Here is an 18,474-nt window from a genome sequence, read left to right on the forward strand (position 1 = left end):
AGGATCTGCCTTACTTCACCGCGGCGGCTTCCAGCGGCGTCTGCGAATGGAACATCATCTTCCAGCCGTTGACGCGATGGACGTAGCCTGTGCTGACCAGCGCTGCGTAGGGTTCGCCATTCTCGCGCGTCGCATGGGCCTCATAAGTCAGCATGACGATGTCGCTGCCGGGTTCGATTATTCCTTTGAGCTCGATGTCCAGATTGCGCCACCGGTTGGGCTTCGACGCGGTCTTGGCCAGATCGGCGTTATCCATGGCCTGCGCCATCTGCGGAAACGCCACCAGGCACTCGGTATCGGCATTGGCCGCGTAGTAGGCCTCATCGCCCGTCCAGAACCCCTTTTCGAGTTCCAGCAATTCCGCCTTGTTGGCCGTAAGTCGCTTGCTGTCTGACATCGCAATATCCTCCACGCGCACCGATGCGCGGTCGTGCGTGGTCCAACGTGTGGTGGCCGCGACGGTTCCGGGGATCAGTTGGTCGTGGTCGTATCCGGTTCCGTGGGGTCGGACTGTTCCACGTCCGGAGTGGCCACGGGCGTCGGCTTGGCCGAAGCGGGTTTGGGCTTGGCCGCGACAGGCTTCGAAGCGTCAGCCTTGGTGGCGTCAGCTTTGGTGGCATCTGGCGCCGGTACATCCGACTTCTGCTTGCATTCCTTCAGCCAGACGTCATAGACGGCATGTTCGACGGCATTGAGACCCGGGCTTTCGGCAAACATCCAGCCCGTGAAGATGCGGCGGATCTTGCGGTCGAGCGTGATCTCGTCGACCTCGACGAAGGAATCGGTCTTCGGCTCCTCGTTCTGCGGCCGGGAATAGCAGACGCGCGGCGTCACCTGCAAAGCGCCGAACTGCACCGTCTCATTGATATAGACATCGAAGGTGATGATGCGGCCGGTGATCTTGTCGATGCCAGCGAACTCGGCGACCGGATTGGTGATCCGATCGGATCCCGCGGGCGGCGCCGGCGCGGGTGCGGCGGGTGCAGCCGAAGCCGCAAAAGCGGCGGTGCTGACGGCAAGGCCGGCGGCTAGCGTGAGACCGCCCGTCGATATCAGGTTGAAAAAACTCATACAGGGGTACCGGAGGTTCGCGCCCAGGTGATTCCGTCGATCGCCAAGGCTAATCGCCGTTTTCTGATCAGCAAGCAGCTAAACGCCAATTGTGGCGATAAAGGACCGGCCTGCACCTTTGCGCCGTTACAAACCGGGGCCGTTACGACCCGGGTGTCCAGGCATCGTAGTCGCCCGTGACCTGCGGGCGATGCTGGTTGGTCAGCACCGAGCCCTTCGGGCGATAGGCCGCCGGCGTACCGGTCAGATTGGGCTCATGCGGCTTCTGCCAATCGCGCGGCTTATAATTGTCGCTCGGGGGTGCCGTATCGACCCGGTGATGGATCCAGCCGTGCCAGCCGGGCGGGATCGCCGAGGCTTCCGAATAGTTGCGGTAGATGACCCAGCGGCGCGTGCGGCCTTCCGAATCGATGCCGCCCTCGTAATAGATATTGCCGGTCTCGTCCTGGCCGACTTTCTTGCCGAATCGCCAGGTGTGCAGGCGCGTCCCCAGCGTCTGGCTGTTCCACCAGGTGAAAAACTGCGTCAGGAAAGTCTTCATTTCGGAACCCTTCGCGCTGGCGGCGCCTATTTCCTGCTTATGGCGTCAGCCCTTCGCGAAGGCAAGGGTTTTGCCGCCGGGAGTGCGCAAATGGCGCGCCAGAGGCCGGATACGAGCCTGTGATCCCTGCAAGCGGCAGGATGCGCGCTTGCCAAGCCTTTCCGCTCTTTCTAAAGCTCAGCGCCGCTGCGGGTATCCATCCGGCCACGGGCCGAAGGAGGTGACGATTGGCCACGCAACTGCCGACCACCGACATTCGCATCGGCGCCGAGCTGATTCGTTGCCGCAAGGGCGGCACGCCCTTGGTCTGCCTGACAGCCTACACCTATCCCGTCGCTCGCCTGCTCGACCGCCATGTCGACCTGCTTCTGGTCGGTGACAGCGTCGCCATGGTTCTGCATGGCCATGAGACGACACTGGGCGCCTCGCTCGAGATGATGATCGCGCACGGTCAAGCCGTGATGCGGGGCTCTGCCAGGGCTTGCGTGGTTGTCGACATGCCGGCCGGGACCTATGAGGACTCGCCGGCGCAGGCAGTCGTCTCGGCGCGGCGCATCGTTGGCGAGACCGGCTGCCAGGCAGTGAAACTCGAAGGTGGCGTCGGCATGGCCGGGCAGATCGCGGCGATCGTGGCCGCCGGCATTCCCGTGATGGGTCATATCGGCCTGCTGCCGCAATCCGTGGAAAAGGATGGCGGCTACAAGATCAAGGGCCGCACGGATGAGAATGTCGCGGCACTGATCGCCGACGCGCTCGCGGTCGAAAAGGCCGGAGCGTTCTCCGTGGTCATCGAAGGCACGATCGAGGCTGTCGCCGCCGATATCACACGCCGCATCGTCATACCGACCATCGGCATCGGCGCCAGCAGCGACTGCGACGGCCAGATCCTGGTGATCGACGACATGGTCGGGCTGACGGTCGACCGCGTGCCGAAATTCGTCAAGGAATACGCCGATCTGCGCAGCGTGATCGCGCAAGCCGCGCAGCGCTACGCATCGGAGGTGCGAAGCCGGACATTCCCCGGCCCCTCCCACATCTTTTCGAGCACGAACGGCGGAGATGAGGCATGAACCGGCCTGATGTGGTCGACAGCGTCGCCGCACTTCGGGCGCGGGTCCGCGACTGGCGGCGCGATGGCCTGCGCGTCGCCATGGTGCCAACCATGGGCGCATTGCATGACGGACATCTCTCCCTGATCCGGATCGCAAGGGAAAAAGCCGAGCGTTGCGTGGTGTCGATCTTCGTGAACCCGGCGCAGTTCGCGCCGAGCGAGGATCTCGACAAATACCCGCGCCAGCTCGCCCGCGATCTGGACCTGCTGGCAATGGTCAAGGTCGATCTTGCCTTCACACCGACGGTTGCCACGATGTATCCCGCCGGCTTTGCCACCAGAATCTCGGTCGGCGGCCCATCCGCCGGGCTCGAATCAGACTTTCGCCCCACATTTTTCGAGGGCGTCGCCACCGTGGTGGCCAAGCTCTTCCTGCAGGCAACGCCCGACTATGCGGTCTTTGGCGAAAAGGATTACCAGCAGCTGTGCGTCGTCAGGCAGCTCTGCCGCGACCTTGACCTGCCTGTCGAGATCATCGGCGCGCCGACCATACGCGATACGCATGGCCTCGCCATATCGTCACGTAACGCCTATCTCGGCGAGGACGAACTCCAGATCGCCCGGGAGCTCAACGTGATCCTGCGCAAGGCCGCAGCGGCGCTGGCGACAGGTGCCGGTCAGGAAGACGCGATCGCCGAAGCCATCCGCGCCCTGATCGCCACCGGTTTCCGGAAGGTCGACTATGTCGAGGCCCGCGAAAGCCTGACACTCGCGCCATGGCGGCACGACCGCGCGGGCCGCGTTCTCGCCGCCGCCTGGCTGGGAAAAACCAGGCTGATCGACAATGTGGCAGTTCCCGCCGCCCGCGTGTGAGCTTCAGCCTCTCGATCCGGTTCGCGAATCGGCATGCGCAAAATGAAACCCGAATTTGCCGGTACGGGAACTGTCGCCGCCGCTGCGCTCATGCTGACCTCGCCCTGTACCCTTCTCGTGCTCTGCACCCCTCGATCTATTCCTCGGTCGGCATATGCAGGTACATCGACTGGATGCCGACGCGACCCGGGCCGGTGAAGCGATTGACGATGAAGTTCATGTTGGCGCCGAAGAAGCCGCTCGACAGGCGGTCGATCTTGGTTTCCATCCTGACCGAGGCATCCTTGAAGAGCCAGCCGCCCGGCTCGATGTCGATGGTCTCGCCCGGTGCGAGCGTCTTTTCGAAGACATTGCCGTAACCGTGCAGCCAGACGATGCCGTCGCCGGCATCGCCGCGAAACCGGTCGATGAAGAAGCCGCTCTGGCCGAACAGCATCGTCGCCAAGCCTCGTACACGCTCGAATGTGTAGTCGATATTGCCGGTGGCGGCGAGAAACTGATGTTCGCGCACCTGGATTTCCTCGCCGCGCCTGAGATGGATCGGCACGATGTGACCTGGCCCGTCGCGGCTGAAGGCGATGATGCCCGGCCCCGACGCTTCGGTGACGAAAATCTGCATGCCGGCCATCATGCGCTTCAATGCGCCCTTCAGCGATTTCAGGCCGATGGTGATGCTGGAATTCTTCCACAACAGGATGTGGTGCTCGAAATAGACAGGCATGCGCGTCACATCGACCGAAAGCACGGGCACAAGTTCGCCCGCTATGTGATAGGTGACGCCGCCAAAGGTTTCGTCCGACACCTGTGTCGGCATCAGTTCCGGCAAGCTTGGCATGATTCCCCCCAGCGCCATGCCGCCGGTCGACGACAGGCCGTCACAGGCGCGTCAGCCACAGCAGCATTTGCCGAGGACGACCGTCAAATGAAAGCTGCGGTCGAGGGAGCTGCTCGCAACAACGTGATGCAGTCCCCGGGAGAATCAGCGCTCAGCGCTCAGCGACCGCTCAAGGATAAGCTCCGCAATGCCGGACTGTCCCGACCCGTGGTTGTCGGTCCGGCCGATCTGGACGAAACCGTTCCCCAGATAGAAGGCGACGGCGCGCCTGTTCTGTTCCGCGACCTGAAGACGTATGGCGCGGGCTTCCGGAAAGCTCTCGATCACCTCGTCGAGCAACATGCCGCCGATGCCTCGGCCTTGCAGATCGGGTGCGACAAGAAGCTGGTGCAGATCGACCACGGCGCCGCCCTCAGCGCTTTCGGCATGGGCGACGCCGCCGATGCGTTTGCTATCGTCCGCGACCAGGAACTCGGCATTGGGCCGTTCCAGGCTCGCTTTCAGTTTCGCCGGCGAATACCAGATATCGATGACCTCATTGATCCGCCCGGCACCGTAGATCGCATCGTAAGTCGCATGCCAGGTTTCGACCAGCAGCGTGCGGATGGCACCGAGGTCGCGCTCTCCGGCGGTGCGCACGAACATGGCGGCTACTCTATGCCGAGCTTGGCCTTGACGAGGTCGTTGACCGCCTGCGGGTTGGCCTTGCCGCCGGTTGCCTTCATCACCTGACCGACGAACCAGCCGGCCATGGTCGGCTTGGCGCGCGCCTGTTCGACCTTGTCCGGATTGGCCGCGATCACCTCGTCGACCGCCTTCTCGATGGCGCCCGTGTCGGTGACCTGCTTCATGCCACGGCTTTCGACCAGCTCGCGCGGATCGCCGCCCTCGTTCCAGACGATCTCGAACAGATCCTTGGCGATCTTGCCGGAAATCGTGCCATCCTTGATCAGGTCGATGACGGCACCAAGCTGATCTGGTGAAACCGGAGCGCTTTCAATGTCCTTGCCGGCCTTGTTCAATTGTCCGAGCAGATCGTTGATAACCCAGTTGGCGGCTAGCTTGCCGTCGCGGCCGGCAGCCACCTTCTCGAAATAGTCGGCGATCGACTTTTCCGACACCAGGATCGAGGCATCATAGGTCGACAGGCCGAGCGAGGAGACCAACCGCGCCTTCTTGTCGTCGGGCAGTTCCGGCAATTCCCTGGCCAGCGCATCGACATAGGCCTGGTCGAACTCCAGCGGCAGAAGATCGGGATCGGGGAAATAGCGATAGTCGTGCGCCTCTTCCTTGGAGCGCATCGAGCGGGTCTCGCCTTTGACGGCGTCGAACAGCCGTGTCTCCTGTTCGATCTTGCCGCCGTCCTCCAGAATGGCGATCTGGCGGCGCGCCTCATAGTCGATGGCTTGGCCGATGAAGCGGATCGAGTTCATGTTCTTGATCTCGCAGCGCGTGCCGAAGGCCCCCCCTGGGCGGCGTACCGAGACATTGACGTCGGCTCGCAGCGAGCCTTCGTCCATGTTGCCGTCGCAGGTGCCGAGATAGCGCATGATGGTGCGCAGCTTCGTCACATAGGCCTTGGCTTCGTCGCCGGAGCGCATGTCGGGCTTCGACACGATCTCCATCAGGGCGACGCCGGAGCGATTGAGATCGACATAGGACATGGTCGGGTGCTGGTCGTGCAGCGACTTGCCGGCATCCTGTTCCAGATGCAGCCGCTCGATGCCGACCTCGATGTCTTCGAATTCGCCCTGGCGGTCGGGACCGACCGACACGATCACGGTGCCCTCGCCGACGATCGGCTGCTTGAACTGCGAGATCTGGTAGCCCTGCGGCAGGTCGGGGTAAAAATAGTTCTTCCGGTCGAAGACCGACTTGTGGTTGATCTGCGCCTTCAGGCCGAGGCCTGTGCGGATCGCCTGCTTGACGCATTCCTCGTTGATCACGGGCAGCATGCCCGGCATCGCCGCATCGACCAGGCTGACATTGGCATTGGGTGCCGCACCGAAAGCGGTCGAAGCGCCAGAGAAAAGTTTTGCCTCCGAAATGACCTGCGCGTGCACCTCGAGGCCGATGATGATCTCCCAGTCGCCGGTGGCGCCTGATATCAGGCGTTTTGCGTCGGGTGTGCGGGTATCGATGATGCTCATAGCCTGCCGTCAAATTTCGGATGAATGCCGAATGCGCTGCACATTCAGCAGGTACAAATCGTACCCGCTTCGCTAGTGCAAACCGCCAAAAGAGACAAGCGCAAACCCTCGGCGCTGTGGGGACAGCGCATCCTCCACCAGCTCGCACGGCGGTCCCTACAGCATCACAAGGGGTCTGGAGCTCGTCCGCTCCGAACTCGACAACCGGTAGACCATCGGTTCCGCCGGCAGCCCTCCGACCGGCGGTTTTCTTTCATCGCCTCAGGCGGTGGCGATGTAGGCGCGTATTTCCTCGGCCTCGCGCTCGACATCCTCGATGCGACGCTTGACCACGTCGCCGATGGATATGATGCCATCCAGCAGGCCATCCTTCTCCACGGGCAGATGGCGGAAGCGCCCCCTGGTCATGATCTCCATCACCTCGTTGACGGTGTGGTTCTCATTGCAGATCTTCACCTTCGGCGTCATTGCCGAGCGCACTGCAATGTCGAGTGCGGCGGCTCCTTCCTTGGCGATCACCCGCACGATGTCGCGCTCGGAGAGGATGCCGACGATCTTTCGATCGCCATTGGTGATAACCAGTGCGCCGATCTTGTGTTCTGTGAGGATGCGGATGGCTTCACTGAGTTTTTCGTTTGGCCCGAGCGTCAACACGTCATGGCCTTTTTGCTCCAGAATGGCCTTAACCGTCATGGCGTCCTCCTCTACTTTGCCAACCGGTTCCTGCCCTGGCCGGCTTTCACTTGAGAGTGAACATCGTGCGCCGTGATCGGTTGCATTTCAAGTGTGATCGGGGGCTTCCCACTCGGGCGCCTGCCATCGCCGGTCGAACCAGCGCAGGCCGAAGAAGCCGGTGACAAAACCGCCAATATGGGCCTCCCAGGCGATCTGGCCCTCTACACCGGGGGCAAAGCCAAGCAGGCCGGTGGCAAGATTGATGATCATCCACATGGCGAGGAAGATCACGACGCCGCGCGAGCGCAAAACACTCGCGATCGGCAGCACGGGACCGGCGAAGGCCGCCTTGCCGGCCGAACGGTCGGTGCGGAAGCCGAAACGCGCGGCCGCACCCATCATGCCCGATATGGCGCCAGATGCACCCACCAGCGGCGCCTCGCCATAAGGGTGCATGGCCCAGAACAGCGCCACGGAAGCCAGCCCGGTGACAGCGAAGAATAGGGCGAACCAGAGCCCGCCAAGGCGATTGGCCAGTGGCGAGCCAAAGGCGGCAAGCCAGACCATGTTGATGGCGATATGGGCAAAGCCGCCATGCATGAAGGCATAGGTGAAGGGGCGGGTGAACAGGAACCAGTCGAAGCCGTACTGCCCGGTGTAAAGGACAGGGATGAAGGCCCCGTCGTACAGCAGCGTCATTTGCTGTGCATCGCTGAGTACGTACTGCTGCAGCAGATAGACGACCGCGCAAATGCCGATCACCGCCAGCACGATCGGCGGCAGGTTGAATACCGGCTCGCGCGCCGGCGGAGGCACGCTCTCGACCTGTTCGGTCTCGGAAGGATTTACCGGTTCGCTCATCTGCAATCGCACTCGGTGCTGGTTCGATCTGGCGAGCATCTAGATCACCGCCAATGGAACCGCAAACGGCGAATCGTCCCGGTGCGAATCAAAAAAGAAGCCGTCCAAGGTTTCCCTTGAACGGCTGGTCGAGTCCCCTGTTACCCCGAAACTCTTGACTGAAGTGCTGCCGATCGTCGCGAAACGACCGCTTTTGGAGTGGTTTTGGTGTGCCACAGGGCTCGCCTAGGCGCAACGTAAACCACTTGTTAACCTTAACGGCCCCGACCCGTGAACAAGTGTTAACGACGCTGGCACGCTTCCTGCTCCGCAACGCATGTAGGTCATCGGAGGGCGCCCTTCTGTTCACCGATGGGACATCAGACGACAGAATGCGCGGAGCAGCATACCATGAACCAAAACGGATCGATCACGCTGTTCCATTATTGGAACCGACTGCGTGACGGGCGCCCTGCTCCGATGCGATCGGAAGTCGAGCCGGCCGATATCAAGTCGCTGTTGGCCGATACGTTCATCCTGGAAAGGGACACCCGCGGGCAAGCCGTATTCCGCCTCGCCGGCACCAGGCTCTGCGCCTGCTATGGCCGCGAACTCAAGGGGTTCTCCTTTCCGTCACTGTGGCGCGAGAAGGATCAGCGGCTGGTCTCGCGGCTGATTCAAGGAGTTTTCGACCAGAAATCCGTCGTGCTGATGATGTTCGAGGGGTTCAGCCACAACGGCCGTTCCAACAAGTTCGAATTGCTTGCCTTGCCGCTTGACGGCGGCGTCGAAAACCCGCGCTGCCTCGGCGTGGTCAGCGCCGCGGAGAAGCCATTCTGGCTGGGTGCCGATCCGATCACGGACGCACTGATCGATTCTATCCGCGTCATCGACCCGGAGAAGGAGCTCCTAAACAACCGTCCGGCGATCAGCGTTCCCTCGCTCGTTCCCGACGACATCGAGGCGCCCGAAACGATCTCGGCACTCGGCCGCGCGCGCCGCATCCGCCATCTCGTCGTCTTCGATGGCGGGCGCGAGGAATAATTGACGATCCTACCGTCCCGCCAGCCCGTTTTTCCCCTTTGTTAACCCGCTTTGCTGTAGTTCTCTGCTGAAGTTCCTCGCATCCACGCGCGGGAATGCCAACAGGGTGTAGGCAGTCATGAGGTCAGCGGCGGTCGACTATTCGCCGTCCCAAGCTGAAAGGCGTAACTTTCAGCGCGTCCGGGTCAAGATATACGGGCGATTCATGCTGGAAGACCGCACCGAGCATCCTTGCCAGGTCGTCGACATGTCGCCCGGCAACGTTGCGTTGCGCACTGACCGCGTCGGCATGCCTGGCGAAAAGGTCATCGCGTATATCGACCATATCGGCCGCATCGAGGGCGTCGTCACACGTACGTTGCAGGACGGCTTCGCGATGACCGTGATTGCGTCCGACCGCAAGAAGGACAAGCTTGCCGCGCAATTGACCTGGCTTGCCAACAAGCACGAGCTTGACTTGCCGGAAGACCGCCGCCACGAGCGCGTGGCGCCGCGCAACCCGACCAGCGTGCTGCAGCTCACCGACGGCCGCCAGTACCAGTGCCGGATCATCGACCTGTCGCTGTCCGGCGCCGCGATCGAGATCGACGTCAAGCCGGCGATCGGCGTCCAGGTCATGCTGGGCACCATGCGCGGCCAGATCGTTCGTCATTTCGAGGATGGCGTCGCCATCGAGTTCGCCGTCATCCAGCGCCCCGAAACGCTTGATTCCGAGTTCAACACGCCGCGCGCCTGACCGGATCGGGCAGCACGCCTCAATCAAACCGGCCCTTCGGGGCCGGTTTTTTGTTGTGGCAACCGCCATTGAAATTTCTCGGAAGCGCCAGAACCGCTCTGACAGCCCGAGCGTCATCTGTGGTGCCTGATGCAAGACCCCAGTACCAGTGCCGGATCATCGACCTGTCGCTGTCCGGCGCCGCGATCGAGATCGACGTCAAGCCGGCGATCGGCGTCCAGGTCATGCTGGGCACCATGCGCGGCCAGATCGTTCGTCATTTCGAGGATGGCGTCGCCATCGAGTTCGCCGTCATCCAGCGCCCCGAAACGCTTGATTCCGAGTTCAACACGCCGCGCGCCTGACCGGATCGGGCAGCACGCCTCAATCAAACCGGCCCTTCGGGGCCGGTTTTTTGTTGTGGCAACCGCCATTGAAATTTCTCGGAAGCGCCAGAACCGCTCTGACAGCCCGAGCGTCATCTGTGGTGCCTGATGCAAGACCCCATACCTAACGGGCTGGACGCGATCCAAACAAATCAATACTCAAATGATTCAAATTTTAGGTTTATTATATGGACGTTTTACTTAATATCTACTTCGCACCTTTGCGTCAAATAAATCCGCCTGTGGCAATGTCTCCTTCGAACGGGGAGACTAGAAATGAAAAAAACGAGGGGCAAGCTGTTGCTGATGGCAATGGCGATGCAGCTTTCCGCTTGGGGATCAGCATATGCCGCGGGACCGGCCTTTATGCACACCGCCGGCCGCACCACTCAGCCCGTTGGCCATTATGAATTCTGCCAGCGCATCCCTGGCGAATGCAACGAAAAGACGCCAAAGGGCGCGCCGGTCGAGCTGACCCGCAAGCTCTGGGCGACGATCGTCAATATCAACAATTCAGTCAACACCCGCATCAAGCCGCGCACCGACATGGAAAACTATGGTGTCGAGGAGTACTGGGCCTATCCGGACAATGGCTATGGCGATTGCGAGGACTACGCGCTGGAAAAGCGCCGCGAACTCATGGATGTTGGCGTGGCCGCCGGCGACCTGCTGATGACTGTCGCGCGCCAACCCAATGGCGACGGCCACGCCGTGCTGACCGTGCGCACCAGCCTTGGTGAGTTCATTCTCGACAATCTGGAAACCAAGGTGCTGTCCTGGACGGACACCGACTACACCTATCTCAAGCGTCAATCGACGGAGAATTCCGGCGTTTGGGTGACGATCAACGACGGCCGCTCCGACGCGGTCGCCAGCGTCCGCTAGGGATGCAGATGCAGGCCGCGGCTTTGTGACAGCGGCATGCATGAACCGAGATCAAGCGCGTCACCTTGACGCGACGCGCTTAAGGAGAAACCCGGTCGAGTCCCCACCCTCCCCGTCCCCAACGACCGGGTCAAAGGAGCCGGCCCCGTCCCCGGGCCGGCTCCGCCATTTCTGGACCAGGACCTTACTATGGCAAGTTTCCAACGGTTTAGACTTTGTTAGCTGAAAGATCTGACTGACAACCGTCTTCCTCCCACTATTCCGGTCACCCGACGGTCGCATCGGCGGCCGCTATGTTTTGCCGGAAGGCTCGGCCAGAGCAACTCTGGAGACGCCAGTCAAAGAAAGCGCCGCATGCCGACAGAAGCCAGATCTCCACGCCTTGCGGTTCTCATCGATGCAGACAATGCTTCCGCCAAGATTGCGGATGGCTTGTTCGAAGAGATCGCGAGGATCGGCGAGGCCAGTGTCCGCCGCATCTAAGGCGATTTCTCGAGCGCTCGATCCAAGGGGTGGGCCGACGTTCTATCGAAGCACGCGATCATCCCCCAACAGCAGTTCGCCTATACGACGGGAAAGAATGCGTCTGATATTACTCTGGTGATCGATGCCATGGACCTACTCCACAGCGGTCGCCTTGATGGCTTCTGCCTGGTTTCGTCCGACAGCGACTTCACGAGACTTGCCGCTCGTATCCGCGAACAAGGCGTCGATGTGTTCGGCTTTGGAGAACAGAAAACCCCGGAGAGTTTCCGGCAGGCATGTCGACGTTTCGTTTGCACCGAAAACCTTCTCCCTGGCGTGGCGAACGTTCAAGACGCGGCGCCGGCAAAAAGGCCACTTCAGTCGCCAAGCGCAGCAACCCCAATGTTGAAGAAAGCCATCGGCCAGATGGATAGCGAGGATGGGTGGGTGCTTCTCGGCACCTTCTGTAAGCAACTCTCAAATCTCTTTTCCGATTTCGACCCCCGCACCTATGGCTTCAGCAAGCTAAGCGATCTGGTGAGAGAAACCGCTGCATTCGAAATCGAAAAACCTAAAGGCGGGGCTATGCGAATACGCCTCCAACCTGCTGCCCCGAAAAAGGCGAAAAACAAATTCGGATAGGTGCCGGAGTTCTGTTCCTGTCCGGCTTCCCAGGGACAGTCAACCAATGCACTATCGGCTGTCCATCCCGTTTCGGATCATGGTTATGTTGGAAATCCCGGAAGATCGGTGCGAACACCATCGGCTGTTCAGGGCCATCGACGACGCCTTCAAGGTCGGAGATTTCGGGACTTTGGGCGCACTTCTGGGCGGCTCACGACGCTGGTTTGACGAACAGATGCCGTTCGAGCTCGGCCTCGGGCATCCTCTGGAATACGCGATCTATTGGAGTCCCCTCGCCTTCATTTCCACCCTGCTGAGCGCGGGTTCAAATCCGAACTACAGCCATCACGGCGGATTTCCGTCGATCATTGCGGTGCTCTCCACGGAGCGCGCTGACAAATTGGAAATCATGCGGATCTTGATTGATGCTGGCGCGGATCTCGACATGCGGGGCGTGAACGACTGGACGCCGCTTCACTATGCGGTGGCGGTCCGCGACGCCGATGCGATCCGCCTGCTTCTGTCGGCCGGCGCCGACCCCTCGCTCAAAACGCGCGTCGATGACCATGCAACAGCCCTGGAAGGAGCGGAGCATGCGGGCTTCGATGCTGGCGCCACGCTGCTGCGCGAGGCGATGGCCAGGCGTGGCTCCGACGACACCAGTCGATAGGCCTCAAAGCTTTTTCAGCCCCGCCTTGAAGCGCCTGCCGTTGGCGACGTAATGCGCGGCCGAGCCGCGCAGCCTTTCGACGGCCGCGTCGTCCAGCACACGGATCGCCTTGGCCGGCGAGCCGACGATCAGCGAATTGTCCGGAAATTCCTTGCCTTCGGTGACCAAGGCACCGGCGCCGACCAGCGAATTCTTGCCAATCCTGGCGCCGTTCAGAACGATGGCGCCCATGCCGATCAGGCTGTTGTCGCCGATCGTACAGCCATGCAGCATGGCCCGGTGGCCAATCGTGCAGCCCTGCCCGATCGTCAGCGGAAAGCCGGGGTCGGTATGCATGACCGTGTGTTCCTGCACATTGGTGTCGGCGCCGATGACGATCGGCTCGTTGTCGCCGCGAATAACGACGCCGAACCAGAGGCCGGCATTGCGGCCGACCCTGACGTCGCCGATCAGCGTCGCGTCGGGCGCGACCCAGTTCGATTCTGCGTCGGCGAAGCTGGGTTCTGTTCCATTGATCGCATAAAGCGGCATTGTTGGTCTCCGAATCGTCTCAGGCTGGAATGCCGGACCCTAGGAGACGGATCGTCCACGAGGCAATGGCAAGCACGACGATGCCCAGCGCCAGGGACCATGCGATCGCCGTACAGCCGCATGACAAGAGCGCCATTGTCGAAATGCGGTTCTCGCGCCGGGCATCGAGGGCATCGTTGACCAGCATGAACGGCCCCGCACAAGCGGTCGCCGCCAGCGAGCGCACCACATGCGAAGGCGAGACGTAAGGTTCGGCGAAGGCGACCTTGCGGCCAGACACCAGTTCCATCGCCGAGCCAGCCAGCCCGCACGCCGTCAGCCCGACGACAAAAGCAAACAGAGTGAGTTCGATCTGGCCCATCTTTACCGTCCATTTACCATGAAACTGCACAGTCGCTCCACAAGGCTGCAAGAGCCATGCCGAGCGCTGTGTGCCGCCGAGGGACACCCAAGGGCGCAAGCAAGCTGGATCCGAGGACCGAGATGAAGCAGGCAGCGATCGCCGACGGCCCTGAACTCACCGTGGTCGATTCCATGCTGATGAAGCGGGTGTTCTACGCCTTCGCGGCGTTGGCGCTGCTGTCGGTGGCGATCAGTCTTGGCGGCAAATGGTTCGGCCGTTCCATCGCCATGGCCGGATACACCGACGATACGACAGTGCGCGAGGTGGTGATCGGCAACAATGTGATTTCCGTGCCGGCCAATTTCATCCGTTTCGAGCAGGCCCGCCGCGACGGTATTGCCTCACGTCTCGATCTTTATCTGCGCTATCCCCAGATGGACGGCTACAGCGAGGCGGCCCGCGACGATTTCAACCATTCCGGAACCAACAGGAACATCATTTTTCTGTCCTTCGAACCGCGGATGATGTCGCGCGACATGAGCGGCCGGTTCGCGCCGATCTACAGTGCGCTGATCGTCCAGCCCGGCATTCCGGGACCTGGCGCCACGACGGTCTACGGCTTCAATGAAAAATCAGGCTATCTGAACGAGGTGCTGGTGGTCGGCAAGCGCGGGGGCAAGGACCCCTTCGTGGCCCGCTGCCTGAGCGGACCGAGTGCCGGGGAATCGCTGGCGCCCTGCGAGCGGGACATCCATGTCGGCGACGATCTCAGCCTCACCTACCGTTTTCCCAGGGAATTCCTTGGCGACTGGCAGGCGCTCGACGCTGCGATCACGGCCGAGGCAGGACGTATCCTGAAAACCGGACATTGACGGACCGGTGGGGCAGGCCGCGCTCGGCGTGGCCCGCCCTCGGATTGCGGGCTCAGCCCAGATCGATGTCGAGGATCGCCATCGAGAAATTGTAGTCGCCGTCGTCCTCGTCCTTGAAGACGATGCCGAGGAACTCCTCACCGACATAGACTTCGGCCGAGTCTTCCTTGCGCGGCCGTGCCTTGACCATAAGCTTGGGGTTCTGGAAGACGCGCTTGAAATAGGCGTCCAGCTTTCTGATTTCGTCCGGCTTCAACAGTCTTCTCCGATCATCGGCTTGCTGGTTTGAACGGCGCTTCTGGCACGTCGACAATGGCGATGTAAAGGCAAGCCGGCCGTATTGCACCGGAAGCGGCAGCGCCGCCGGGCAAAACACGGTCACGGGCGGAGGACGCGCCGGCGTGAAAAATCAGATGTCGAAGCTGACGACCTGGTCCATCGACTGCGACGGCAGGAGCTGGTCCATCTGGCGCGAAGGCTGATCGCAGCCGGTTTCGCCGACGACGCGGGCCGGCACGCCGGCGACCGTCTTGTTGTGCGGCACGGGCGACAGCACCACCGATCCGGCGGCGATCTTGGAGCAATGGCCGACTTCGATATTGCCGAGAATCTTGGCTCCGGCGCCGATCAGCACGCCACGGCGAATCTTGGGATGACGGTCGCCGCCGGCCTTGCCGGTACCGCCCAGCGTCACGCCGTGCAGGATCGACACGTCGTCCTCGATGACCGCGGTCTCGCCGACGACAAGACCGGTGGCGTGATCGATGAAGATGCCCTTGCCGATGCGCGCCGCCGGGTTGATATCGGTCTGGAAGACCGACGATGAGCGGCTTTGAAGGTAGAGCGCGAAATCCTTGCGGCCCTGGTTCCACAGCCAGTGCGCCAGCCGATGGGTCTGGATGGCGTGAAAGCCTTTGAAATAGAGCACCGGCATGATGAACCGGTCGCAGGCCGGGTCGCGGTCATAATAGGCCTGGATGTCGACGCGCACCGTCGTCGGCCAGTCCTTGTCATCGGCCAGCATCGACTTGAAGGTCTGGCGGATGAGATCGGAACCGATATCCTGATGGGCAAGCCGCTCCGCGATCCTATGAATGACCGCTTCCTCCAGACTCTCCTGGTTGAGGATCGTCGAATAGAGGAACGCGGCCAGCAACGGATCGCGGTTGACCGCTTCCATGGCTTCGTCACGGATGGAGCGCCAGATCGGATCGACCGGCTGCAATGCGCCGTGGCGGGAAATGCTGATGCTGTTCATCGACGTCTTGTCCTGCGTCCTGCGGGCTTGCCTGTTGTGCGGCCGCACATATAAGCCAGATCATAGCACGGTTGAACTCAATTTTCCTTAGTGCTTTGTCAAATGGATTTGGTTGGCAGGAATTCAAGCCGCGATGGAAAACGAACCCCTGATCGACGAAGCCCTGAAAACCGAGCTTTCAGCGCTCTACCGGGCCGGGGATCGCCACTACCACAATCTTACCCATATCGAGGCGATGCTTGCGCTGGCCGGCGACTACCGGGGGCTACTAGGCGACCCGGAAGCCGTCGAAGCGGCGATCTGGTTCCACGACGCCATCTACGACAGCAAGGCCAAGGACAATGAGGCGCAAAGTGCCGCCCTTGCCGAGACAAGGCTCGCGGGCCGCGGCGATGCCGGTCGCCTGGCCCGCATCAGCGCGATGATCCTCGCCACAGCCACGCATCATTTGCCCCGCTTCGAAGACGCAGCGGCAATGCGCGACGCCGGTCTTTTCCTCGACATGGACCTGTCGATCCTGGGGGCCGCGCCGGCCGCGTTCGACGCTTATGAGCGCGCGGTCCGCCGCGAATATGACTGGGTGGAGGAGCCGATGTGGCGTGCCGGACGTGCCGCCGTGCTGAAGGCTTTCCTTGCCCGCCCGCACATTTTCCACACCGAGGAATTTCGCCGGCGTTTCGAGCCTCAAGCCAGGCTGAACATGGCGCGGTCGCTGGAGGCCCTGGAAAGCTCCGCATGATTTTTGTCGGGAGATATCATAGCGCTTGCATGTGGCCCTGTATCGACCTTGCTGCGGGGGCACAGTATCGAAGCGGGCTGCGAAAAACGCTTTCCGAGGGTATCGTCCAACATGAATTCTTCTGAGGTGCCGACATCATGAGCAGCAATTTCTTCCAGCCGGTCGATGCCTCGGCCGTTCCCCGCTTTGCCGGGCTCTCGACCTTCATGCGGCTGCCAGCGGTGACAACCGCCGAGGGGCTCGACATCGCGCTGGTCGGCATACCGTGGGGCGGCGGCACGACCAACCGCGCCGGCGCGCGGCATGGCCCGCGCGAGATCCGCAGCCAATCGAGCCTGATGCGGCGCGCCCACCATGTCTCGGGCATCGAGCCGTTCAGCATCGCCAATGTCGCCGATGTCGGCGATCTCTCGGTCAATCCGATCAACCTGCTGGATGGGTTGAAGCGCATCGAGGAGGGCATCGCGGCAATCGTGGCGGCGGGCGCCATTCCGCTGGCGGCGGGCGGCGATCATCTGACGACGCTGCCGGTGTTGCGTGCCGTTGCCAGGAACCGGCCGGTCGGCATGATCCATTTCGACGCCCATTCCGACACCAATGACCGCTATTTCGGCGACAACCCCTACACGCATGGCACGCCGTTCCGACGCGCGATCGAAGAGGGCCTGCTCGATCCCAAACGGGTCGTGCAGATCGGCATTCGCGGCTCGATCTATGAACCCGGCGAGCATGATTGGGCGGTCGCCCAGGGCATCCGCATCATCTACATGGAAGAGTTCGTCCGGCGCGGCGCGGCCAGCGTCATGGAAGAAGCGCACGCCATCGCCGGAAGCGGACCGACCTATGTGACCTTCGACATCGATTGCATCGATCCGTCGATGGCACCGGGCACCGGCACGCCCGAGCTCGGCGGCTTCAGCACCCGCGAGGCGCAGGAAATGGTGCGCCTGCTCGACGGATTGCACATCATCGGCGCCGATGTGGTGGAAGTGGCGCCACCCTTCGATCTTGGCGGTATGACGGCGTTGGCGGGTGCAACGATGATGTTCGAACTGTTGTGTGTGCTGGCGAAATCGGTTCAAGAAGCGAGAGCGCCGGACTGACCCCAAGCATGCCTGCGCAGGATCAAAGCGGATGTTCGGCGTAGAACTCCAGCACGCGCTGCTTGAAGGTCTTGTCGCCAACCGCCAGCATGTGATCGCGGCCCTCGATGTGAAAAGCCCTGGCGTTCGGCATCAGGGCGGCAAGCTCGTCGGGCGAGCCGCCAATGTCGTCGGTGGTGCCGACCGCGATCAGCGTCGGCTGGGCGATGCGGGCAATATCCTGCTCGCCCAGCAATTCGCGTGACGTGGCGATGCAGGCGGCAAGCGCCCGGCGATCGCTGCGGGTCTGGTCGGCGAAGGCGCGGAACGAGCGGCCGCGCGGATGGGTGGTCGCGGCCGGATCGTCGGCAAGAAGGGCCTCCGCGATCGGATCCCAATCGCCAACCCCGTCGATCATACCGATGCCCAAGCCGCCAAAGACCAGCGTCGCCACCTTGTCGGGATCGGACAGTGCCATGAACGCCGCGACCCGCGCGCCCATCGAATAGCCCATGACATGGGCCCGTTCGATACCGAGATGGTCAAGCAGGGCGGCGGCATCCGAAGCCATTTTCGCTGGTGTATAATCGGCCTCGTCATAGCTCTTCGACGACGAGCCGTGGCCGCGATTGTCGAAGGCGATGGCGCGATAGCTGGCGTCGTTGAGCGTCTTGAACCAGCCCGGCGACACCCAGTTGACGTAGTGGCTCGAGGCGAAACCGTGGATCATGAGCACCGGATCGCCCTCGCCCGATGCCGGCTGGCGGTCGAGGAAGACGAGATCGAATCCATCATGGGAGAAAAACTGCATGGGAAGCGATCCC

The 18,474-nt window shown here is 61.9% G+C and carries 23 protein-coding genes and 1 pseudogene; 11 read left to right on the top strand and 13 right to left on the bottom strand.

The genetic code is table 11. The features are described 5' to 3' along the window. Positions 1-10 precede the first annotated feature (10 nt). The 3 genes from FJW03_RS09940 to FJW03_RS09950 all read right to left on the bottom strand — a co-directional run bounded on the left by FJW03_RS09940 (position 11) and on the right by FJW03_RS09950 (position 1,612). Complete coding sequence (locus FJW03_RS09940; RefSeq protein WP_140607475.1) at positions 11-397, bottom strand: hypothetical protein; 387 nt, start codon at positions 395-397, stop codon at positions 11-13. A gap of 74 nt (positions 398-471) precedes the next feature. Continuing rightward, entirely contained in the window at positions 472-1,071 is a 600-nt protein-coding gene (locus FJW03_RS09945) for a DUF2155 domain-containing protein (RefSeq protein ID WP_140766882.1), read from the bottom strand. A gap of 142 nt (positions 1,072-1,213) precedes the next feature. Beyond that, complete coding sequence (locus FJW03_RS09950) at positions 1,214-1,612, bottom strand: NADH:ubiquinone oxidoreductase subunit NDUFA12 (RefSeq protein WP_140766881.1); 399 nt, start codon at positions 1,610-1,612, stop codon at positions 1,214-1,216. 227 nt (positions 1,613-1,839) lie between these two features. Between FJW03_RS09950 and panB the strand changes: the two genes are divergently transcribed. Together panB and panC are read left to right on the top strand one after the other, a co-directional pair. Further along, a complete protein-coding gene (gene panB / locus FJW03_RS09955) occupies positions 1,840-2,682 on the top strand; it encodes a 3-methyl-2-oxobutanoate hydroxymethyltransferase (RefSeq protein ID WP_140766880.1) in 843 nt (280 codons plus the stop codon). Next, positions 2,679-3,536 carry a pantoate--beta-alanine ligase gene (panC, locus tag FJW03_RS09960; RefSeq protein WP_140766879.1) on the top strand — a complete coding sequence of 286 codons (858 nt, stop codon included), beginning with the start codon at positions 2,679-2,681 and terminating at the stop codon, positions 3,534-3,536. The genes panB and panC overlap by 4 nt, the downstream gene beginning before the upstream one ends. Positions 3,537-3,672: 136 nt before the next feature. On the opposite strand, the gene FJW03_RS09965 is transcribed toward panC, so the two are convergent. The 5 genes from FJW03_RS09965 to FJW03_RS09985 all read right to left on the bottom strand — a co-directional run bounded on the left by FJW03_RS09965 (position 3,673) and on the right by FJW03_RS09985 (position 8,057). After that, positions 3,673-4,371: an AIM24 family protein gene (locus FJW03_RS09965; protein WP_140699055.1), complete on the bottom strand. Its 699-nt coding sequence runs from the start codon at positions 4,369-4,371 to the stop codon at positions 3,673-3,675. A 144-nt stretch (positions 4,372-4,515) separates the two neighbouring features. After that, on the bottom strand, positions 4,516-5,016 hold the full coding sequence (locus tag FJW03_RS09970) for a GNAT family N-acetyltransferase (protein WP_140766878.1): 501 nt from the start codon (positions 5,014-5,016) through the stop codon (positions 4,516-4,518). A 5-nt stretch (positions 5,017-5,021) separates the two neighbouring features. Then, positions 5,022-6,521: an Asp-tRNA(Asn)/Glu-tRNA(Gln) amidotransferase subunit GatB gene (gene gatB / locus FJW03_RS09975; protein ID WP_140607482.1), complete on the bottom strand. Its 1,500-nt coding sequence runs from the start codon at positions 6,519-6,521 to the stop codon at positions 5,022-5,024. Between the two features lie 261 nt (positions 6,522-6,782). Next, entirely contained in the window at positions 6,783-7,214 is a 432-nt protein-coding gene (locus FJW03_RS09980; protein ID WP_140607483.1) for a CBS domain-containing protein, read from the bottom strand. 87 nt (positions 7,215-7,301) lie between these two features. Continuing rightward, on the bottom strand, positions 7,302-8,057 hold the full coding sequence (locus tag FJW03_RS09985) for a rhomboid family intramembrane serine protease (RefSeq protein ID WP_140766877.1): 756 nt from the start codon (positions 8,055-8,057) through the stop codon (positions 7,302-7,304). Between the two features lie 390 nt (positions 8,058-8,447). Between FJW03_RS09985 and FJW03_RS09990 the strand changes: the two genes are divergently transcribed. The 6 genes and pseudogenes from FJW03_RS09990 (at position 8,448) to FJW03_RS10015 (ending at position 12,825) form a co-directional block, all read left to right on the top strand. Then, the gene (locus FJW03_RS09990) at positions 8,448-9,080 is read left to right on the top strand and encodes a PAS domain-containing protein (RefSeq protein ID WP_140766876.1); all 633 of its coding nucleotides are present in this window, start codon (positions 8,448-8,450) and stop codon (positions 9,078-9,080) included. A gap of 118 nt (positions 9,081-9,198) precedes the next feature. Beyond that, on the top strand, positions 9,199-9,816 hold the full coding sequence (locus tag FJW03_RS09995; RefSeq protein ID WP_140766875.1) for a PilZ domain-containing protein: 618 nt from the start codon (positions 9,199-9,201) through the stop codon (positions 9,814-9,816). A 98-nt stretch (positions 9,817-9,914) separates the two neighbouring features. After that, positions 9,915-10,160, top strand: a complete 246-nt coding sequence (locus FJW03_RS10000) for a PilZ domain-containing protein (RefSeq protein ID WP_413466502.1) — start codon at positions 9,915-9,917, stop codon at positions 10,158-10,160. Positions 10,161-10,457: 297 nt separating this feature from the next. Next, entirely contained in the window at positions 10,458-11,066 is a 609-nt protein-coding gene (locus FJW03_RS10005; RefSeq protein ID WP_140607486.1) for a transglutaminase-like cysteine peptidase, read from the top strand. A gap of 354 nt (positions 11,067-11,420) precedes the next feature. Next, positions 11,421-12,173 (top strand): annotated as a pseudogene (locus FJW03_RS10010) (NYN domain-containing protein). 85 nt (positions 12,174-12,258) lie between these two features. Next, complete coding sequence (locus FJW03_RS10015) at positions 12,259-12,825, top strand: ankyrin repeat domain-containing protein (RefSeq protein ID WP_181173384.1); 567 nt, start codon at positions 12,259-12,261, stop codon at positions 12,823-12,825. A 3-nt stretch (positions 12,826-12,828) separates the two neighbouring features. Here the strand turns inward: FJW03_RS10015 and FJW03_RS10020 are convergent, their stop codons facing one another. Together FJW03_RS10020 and FJW03_RS10025 are read right to left on the bottom strand one after the other, a co-directional pair. After that, positions 12,829-13,356: a gamma carbonic anhydrase family protein gene (locus tag FJW03_RS10020; protein WP_140767267.1), complete on the bottom strand. Its 528-nt coding sequence runs from the start codon at positions 13,354-13,356 to the stop codon at positions 12,829-12,831. A 19-nt stretch (positions 13,357-13,375) separates the two neighbouring features. Then, positions 13,376-13,717, bottom strand: coding sequence for a DUF6949 family protein (locus FJW03_RS10025; protein WP_140767268.1), 342 nt, complete (start codon positions 13,715-13,717; stop codon positions 13,376-13,378). A 122-nt stretch (positions 13,718-13,839) separates the two neighbouring features. Between FJW03_RS10025 and FJW03_RS10030 the strand changes: the two genes are divergently transcribed. Further along, on the top strand, positions 13,840-14,571 hold the full coding sequence (locus tag FJW03_RS10030; protein WP_140767269.1) for a hypothetical protein: 732 nt from the start codon (positions 13,840-13,842) through the stop codon (positions 14,569-14,571). A gap of 52 nt (positions 14,572-14,623) precedes the next feature. Here FJW03_RS10030 and FJW03_RS10035 read toward each other — a convergent pair whose 3' ends face one another. Further along, positions 14,624-14,827 (bottom strand): DUF3126 family protein, encoded by a 204-nt coding sequence (locus FJW03_RS10035; protein ID WP_140607491.1) that lies wholly within the window; start codon positions 14,825-14,827, stop codon positions 14,624-14,626. 153 nt (positions 14,828-14,980) lie between these two features. Beyond that, positions 14,981-15,829 (bottom strand): serine O-acetyltransferase, encoded by an 849-nt coding sequence (gene cysE / locus FJW03_RS10040; protein ID WP_140607492.1) that lies wholly within the window; start codon positions 15,827-15,829, stop codon positions 14,981-14,983. A 133-nt stretch (positions 15,830-15,962) separates the two neighbouring features. Here cysE and FJW03_RS10045 point away from each other — a divergent pair, with 133 nt between their 5' ends. Then, on the top strand, positions 15,963-16,568 hold the full coding sequence (locus FJW03_RS10045) for a hypothetical protein (RefSeq protein WP_140767270.1): 606 nt from the start codon (positions 15,963-15,965) through the stop codon (positions 16,566-16,568). 137 nt (positions 16,569-16,705) lie between these two features. Then, positions 16,706-17,671 (top strand): agmatinase, encoded by a 966-nt coding sequence (gene speB / locus FJW03_RS10050; protein WP_140767271.1) that lies wholly within the window; start codon positions 16,706-16,708, stop codon positions 17,669-17,671. Between the two features lie 22 nt (positions 17,672-17,693). Here the strand turns inward: speB and FJW03_RS10055 are convergent, their stop codons facing one another. Beyond that, positions 17,694-18,461 carry an alpha/beta fold hydrolase gene (locus tag FJW03_RS10055; protein WP_181173383.1) on the bottom strand — a complete coding sequence of 256 codons (768 nt, stop codon included), beginning with the start codon at positions 18,459-18,461 and terminating at the stop codon, positions 17,694-17,696. Positions 18,462-18,474: the final 13 nt, after the last annotated feature.

The sequence above is a fragment of the Mesorhizobium sp. B4-1-4 genome (genome assembly GCF_006439395.2).
Lineage (GTDB): Bacteria > Pseudomonadota > Alphaproteobacteria > Rhizobiales > Rhizobiaceae > Mesorhizobium.

Excerpts from the sequence above, each read along its gene's own strand:
- FJW03_RS09995 (WP_140766875.1), top strand. The coding sequence starts at position 9,199 with ATGAGGTCAGCGGCGGTCGACTATTCGCCGTCCCAAGCTGAAAGGCGT.
- speB (WP_140767271.1), top strand. The coding sequence starts at position 16,706 with ATGAGCAGCAATTTCTTCCAGCCGGTCGATGCCTCGGCCGTTCCCCGC.
- FJW03_RS10005 (WP_140607486.1), top strand. The coding sequence starts at position 10,458 with ATGAAAAAAACGAGGGGCAAGCTGTTGCTGATGGCAATGGCGATGCAG.
- FJW03_RS09990 (WP_140766876.1), top strand. The coding sequence starts at position 8,448 with ATGAACCAAAACGGATCGATCACGCTGTTCCATTATTGGAACCGACTG.
- panC (WP_140766879.1), top strand. The coding sequence starts at position 2,679 with ATGAACCGGCCTGATGTGGTCGACAGCGTCGCCGCACTTCGGGCGCGG.
- FJW03_RS09965 (WP_140699055.1), bottom strand. The coding sequence starts at position 4,371 with ATGCCAAGCTTGCCGGAACTGATGCCGACACAGGTGTCGGACGAAACC.
- FJW03_RS09980 (WP_140607483.1), bottom strand. The coding sequence starts at position 7,214 with ATGACGGTTAAGGCCATTCTGGAGCAAAAAGGCCATGACGTGTTGACG.
- FJW03_RS09940 (WP_140607475.1), bottom strand. The coding sequence starts at position 397 with ATGTCAGACAGCAAGCGACTTACGGCCAACAAGGCGGAATTGCTGGAA.
- FJW03_RS10015 (WP_181173384.1), top strand. The coding sequence starts at position 12,259 with ATGTTGGAAATCCCGGAAGATCGGTGCGAACACCATCGGCTGTTCAGG.
- FJW03_RS10045 (WP_140767270.1), top strand. The coding sequence starts at position 15,963 with ATGGAAAACGAACCCCTGATCGACGAAGCCCTGAAAACCGAGCTTTCA.
- FJW03_RS10030 (WP_140767269.1), top strand. The coding sequence starts at position 13,840 with ATGAAGCAGGCAGCGATCGCCGACGGCCCTGAACTCACCGTGGTCGAT.
- FJW03_RS10055 (WP_181173383.1), bottom strand. The coding sequence starts at position 18,461 with ATGCAGTTTTTCTCCCATGATGGATTCGATCTCGTCTTCCTCGACCGC.
- FJW03_RS09985 (WP_140766877.1), bottom strand. The coding sequence starts at position 8,057 with ATGAGCGAACCGGTAAATCCTTCCGAGACCGAACAGGTCGAGAGCGTG.
- FJW03_RS09970 (WP_140766878.1), bottom strand. The coding sequence starts at position 5,016 with ATGTTCGTGCGCACCGCCGGAGAGCGCGACCTCGGTGCCATCCGCACG.
- cysE (WP_140607492.1), bottom strand. The coding sequence starts at position 15,829 with ATGAACAGCATCAGCATTTCCCGCCACGGCGCATTGCAGCCGGTCGAT.
- gatB (WP_140607482.1), bottom strand. The coding sequence starts at position 6,521 with ATGAGCATCATCGATACCCGCACACCCGACGCAAAACGCCTGATATCA.
- FJW03_RS10025 (WP_140767268.1), bottom strand. The coding sequence starts at position 13,717 with ATGGGCCAGATCGAACTCACTCTGTTTGCTTTTGTCGTCGGGCTGACG.
- FJW03_RS10020 (WP_140767267.1), bottom strand. The coding sequence starts at position 13,356 with ATGCCGCTTTATGCGATCAATGGAACAGAACCCAGCTTCGCCGACGCA.
- FJW03_RS09945 (WP_140766882.1), bottom strand. The coding sequence starts at position 1,071 with ATGAGTTTTTTCAACCTGATATCGACGGGCGGTCTCACGCTAGCCGCC.
- FJW03_RS09950 (WP_140766881.1), bottom strand. The coding sequence starts at position 1,612 with ATGAAGACTTTCCTGACGCAGTTTTTCACCTGGTGGAACAGCCAGACG.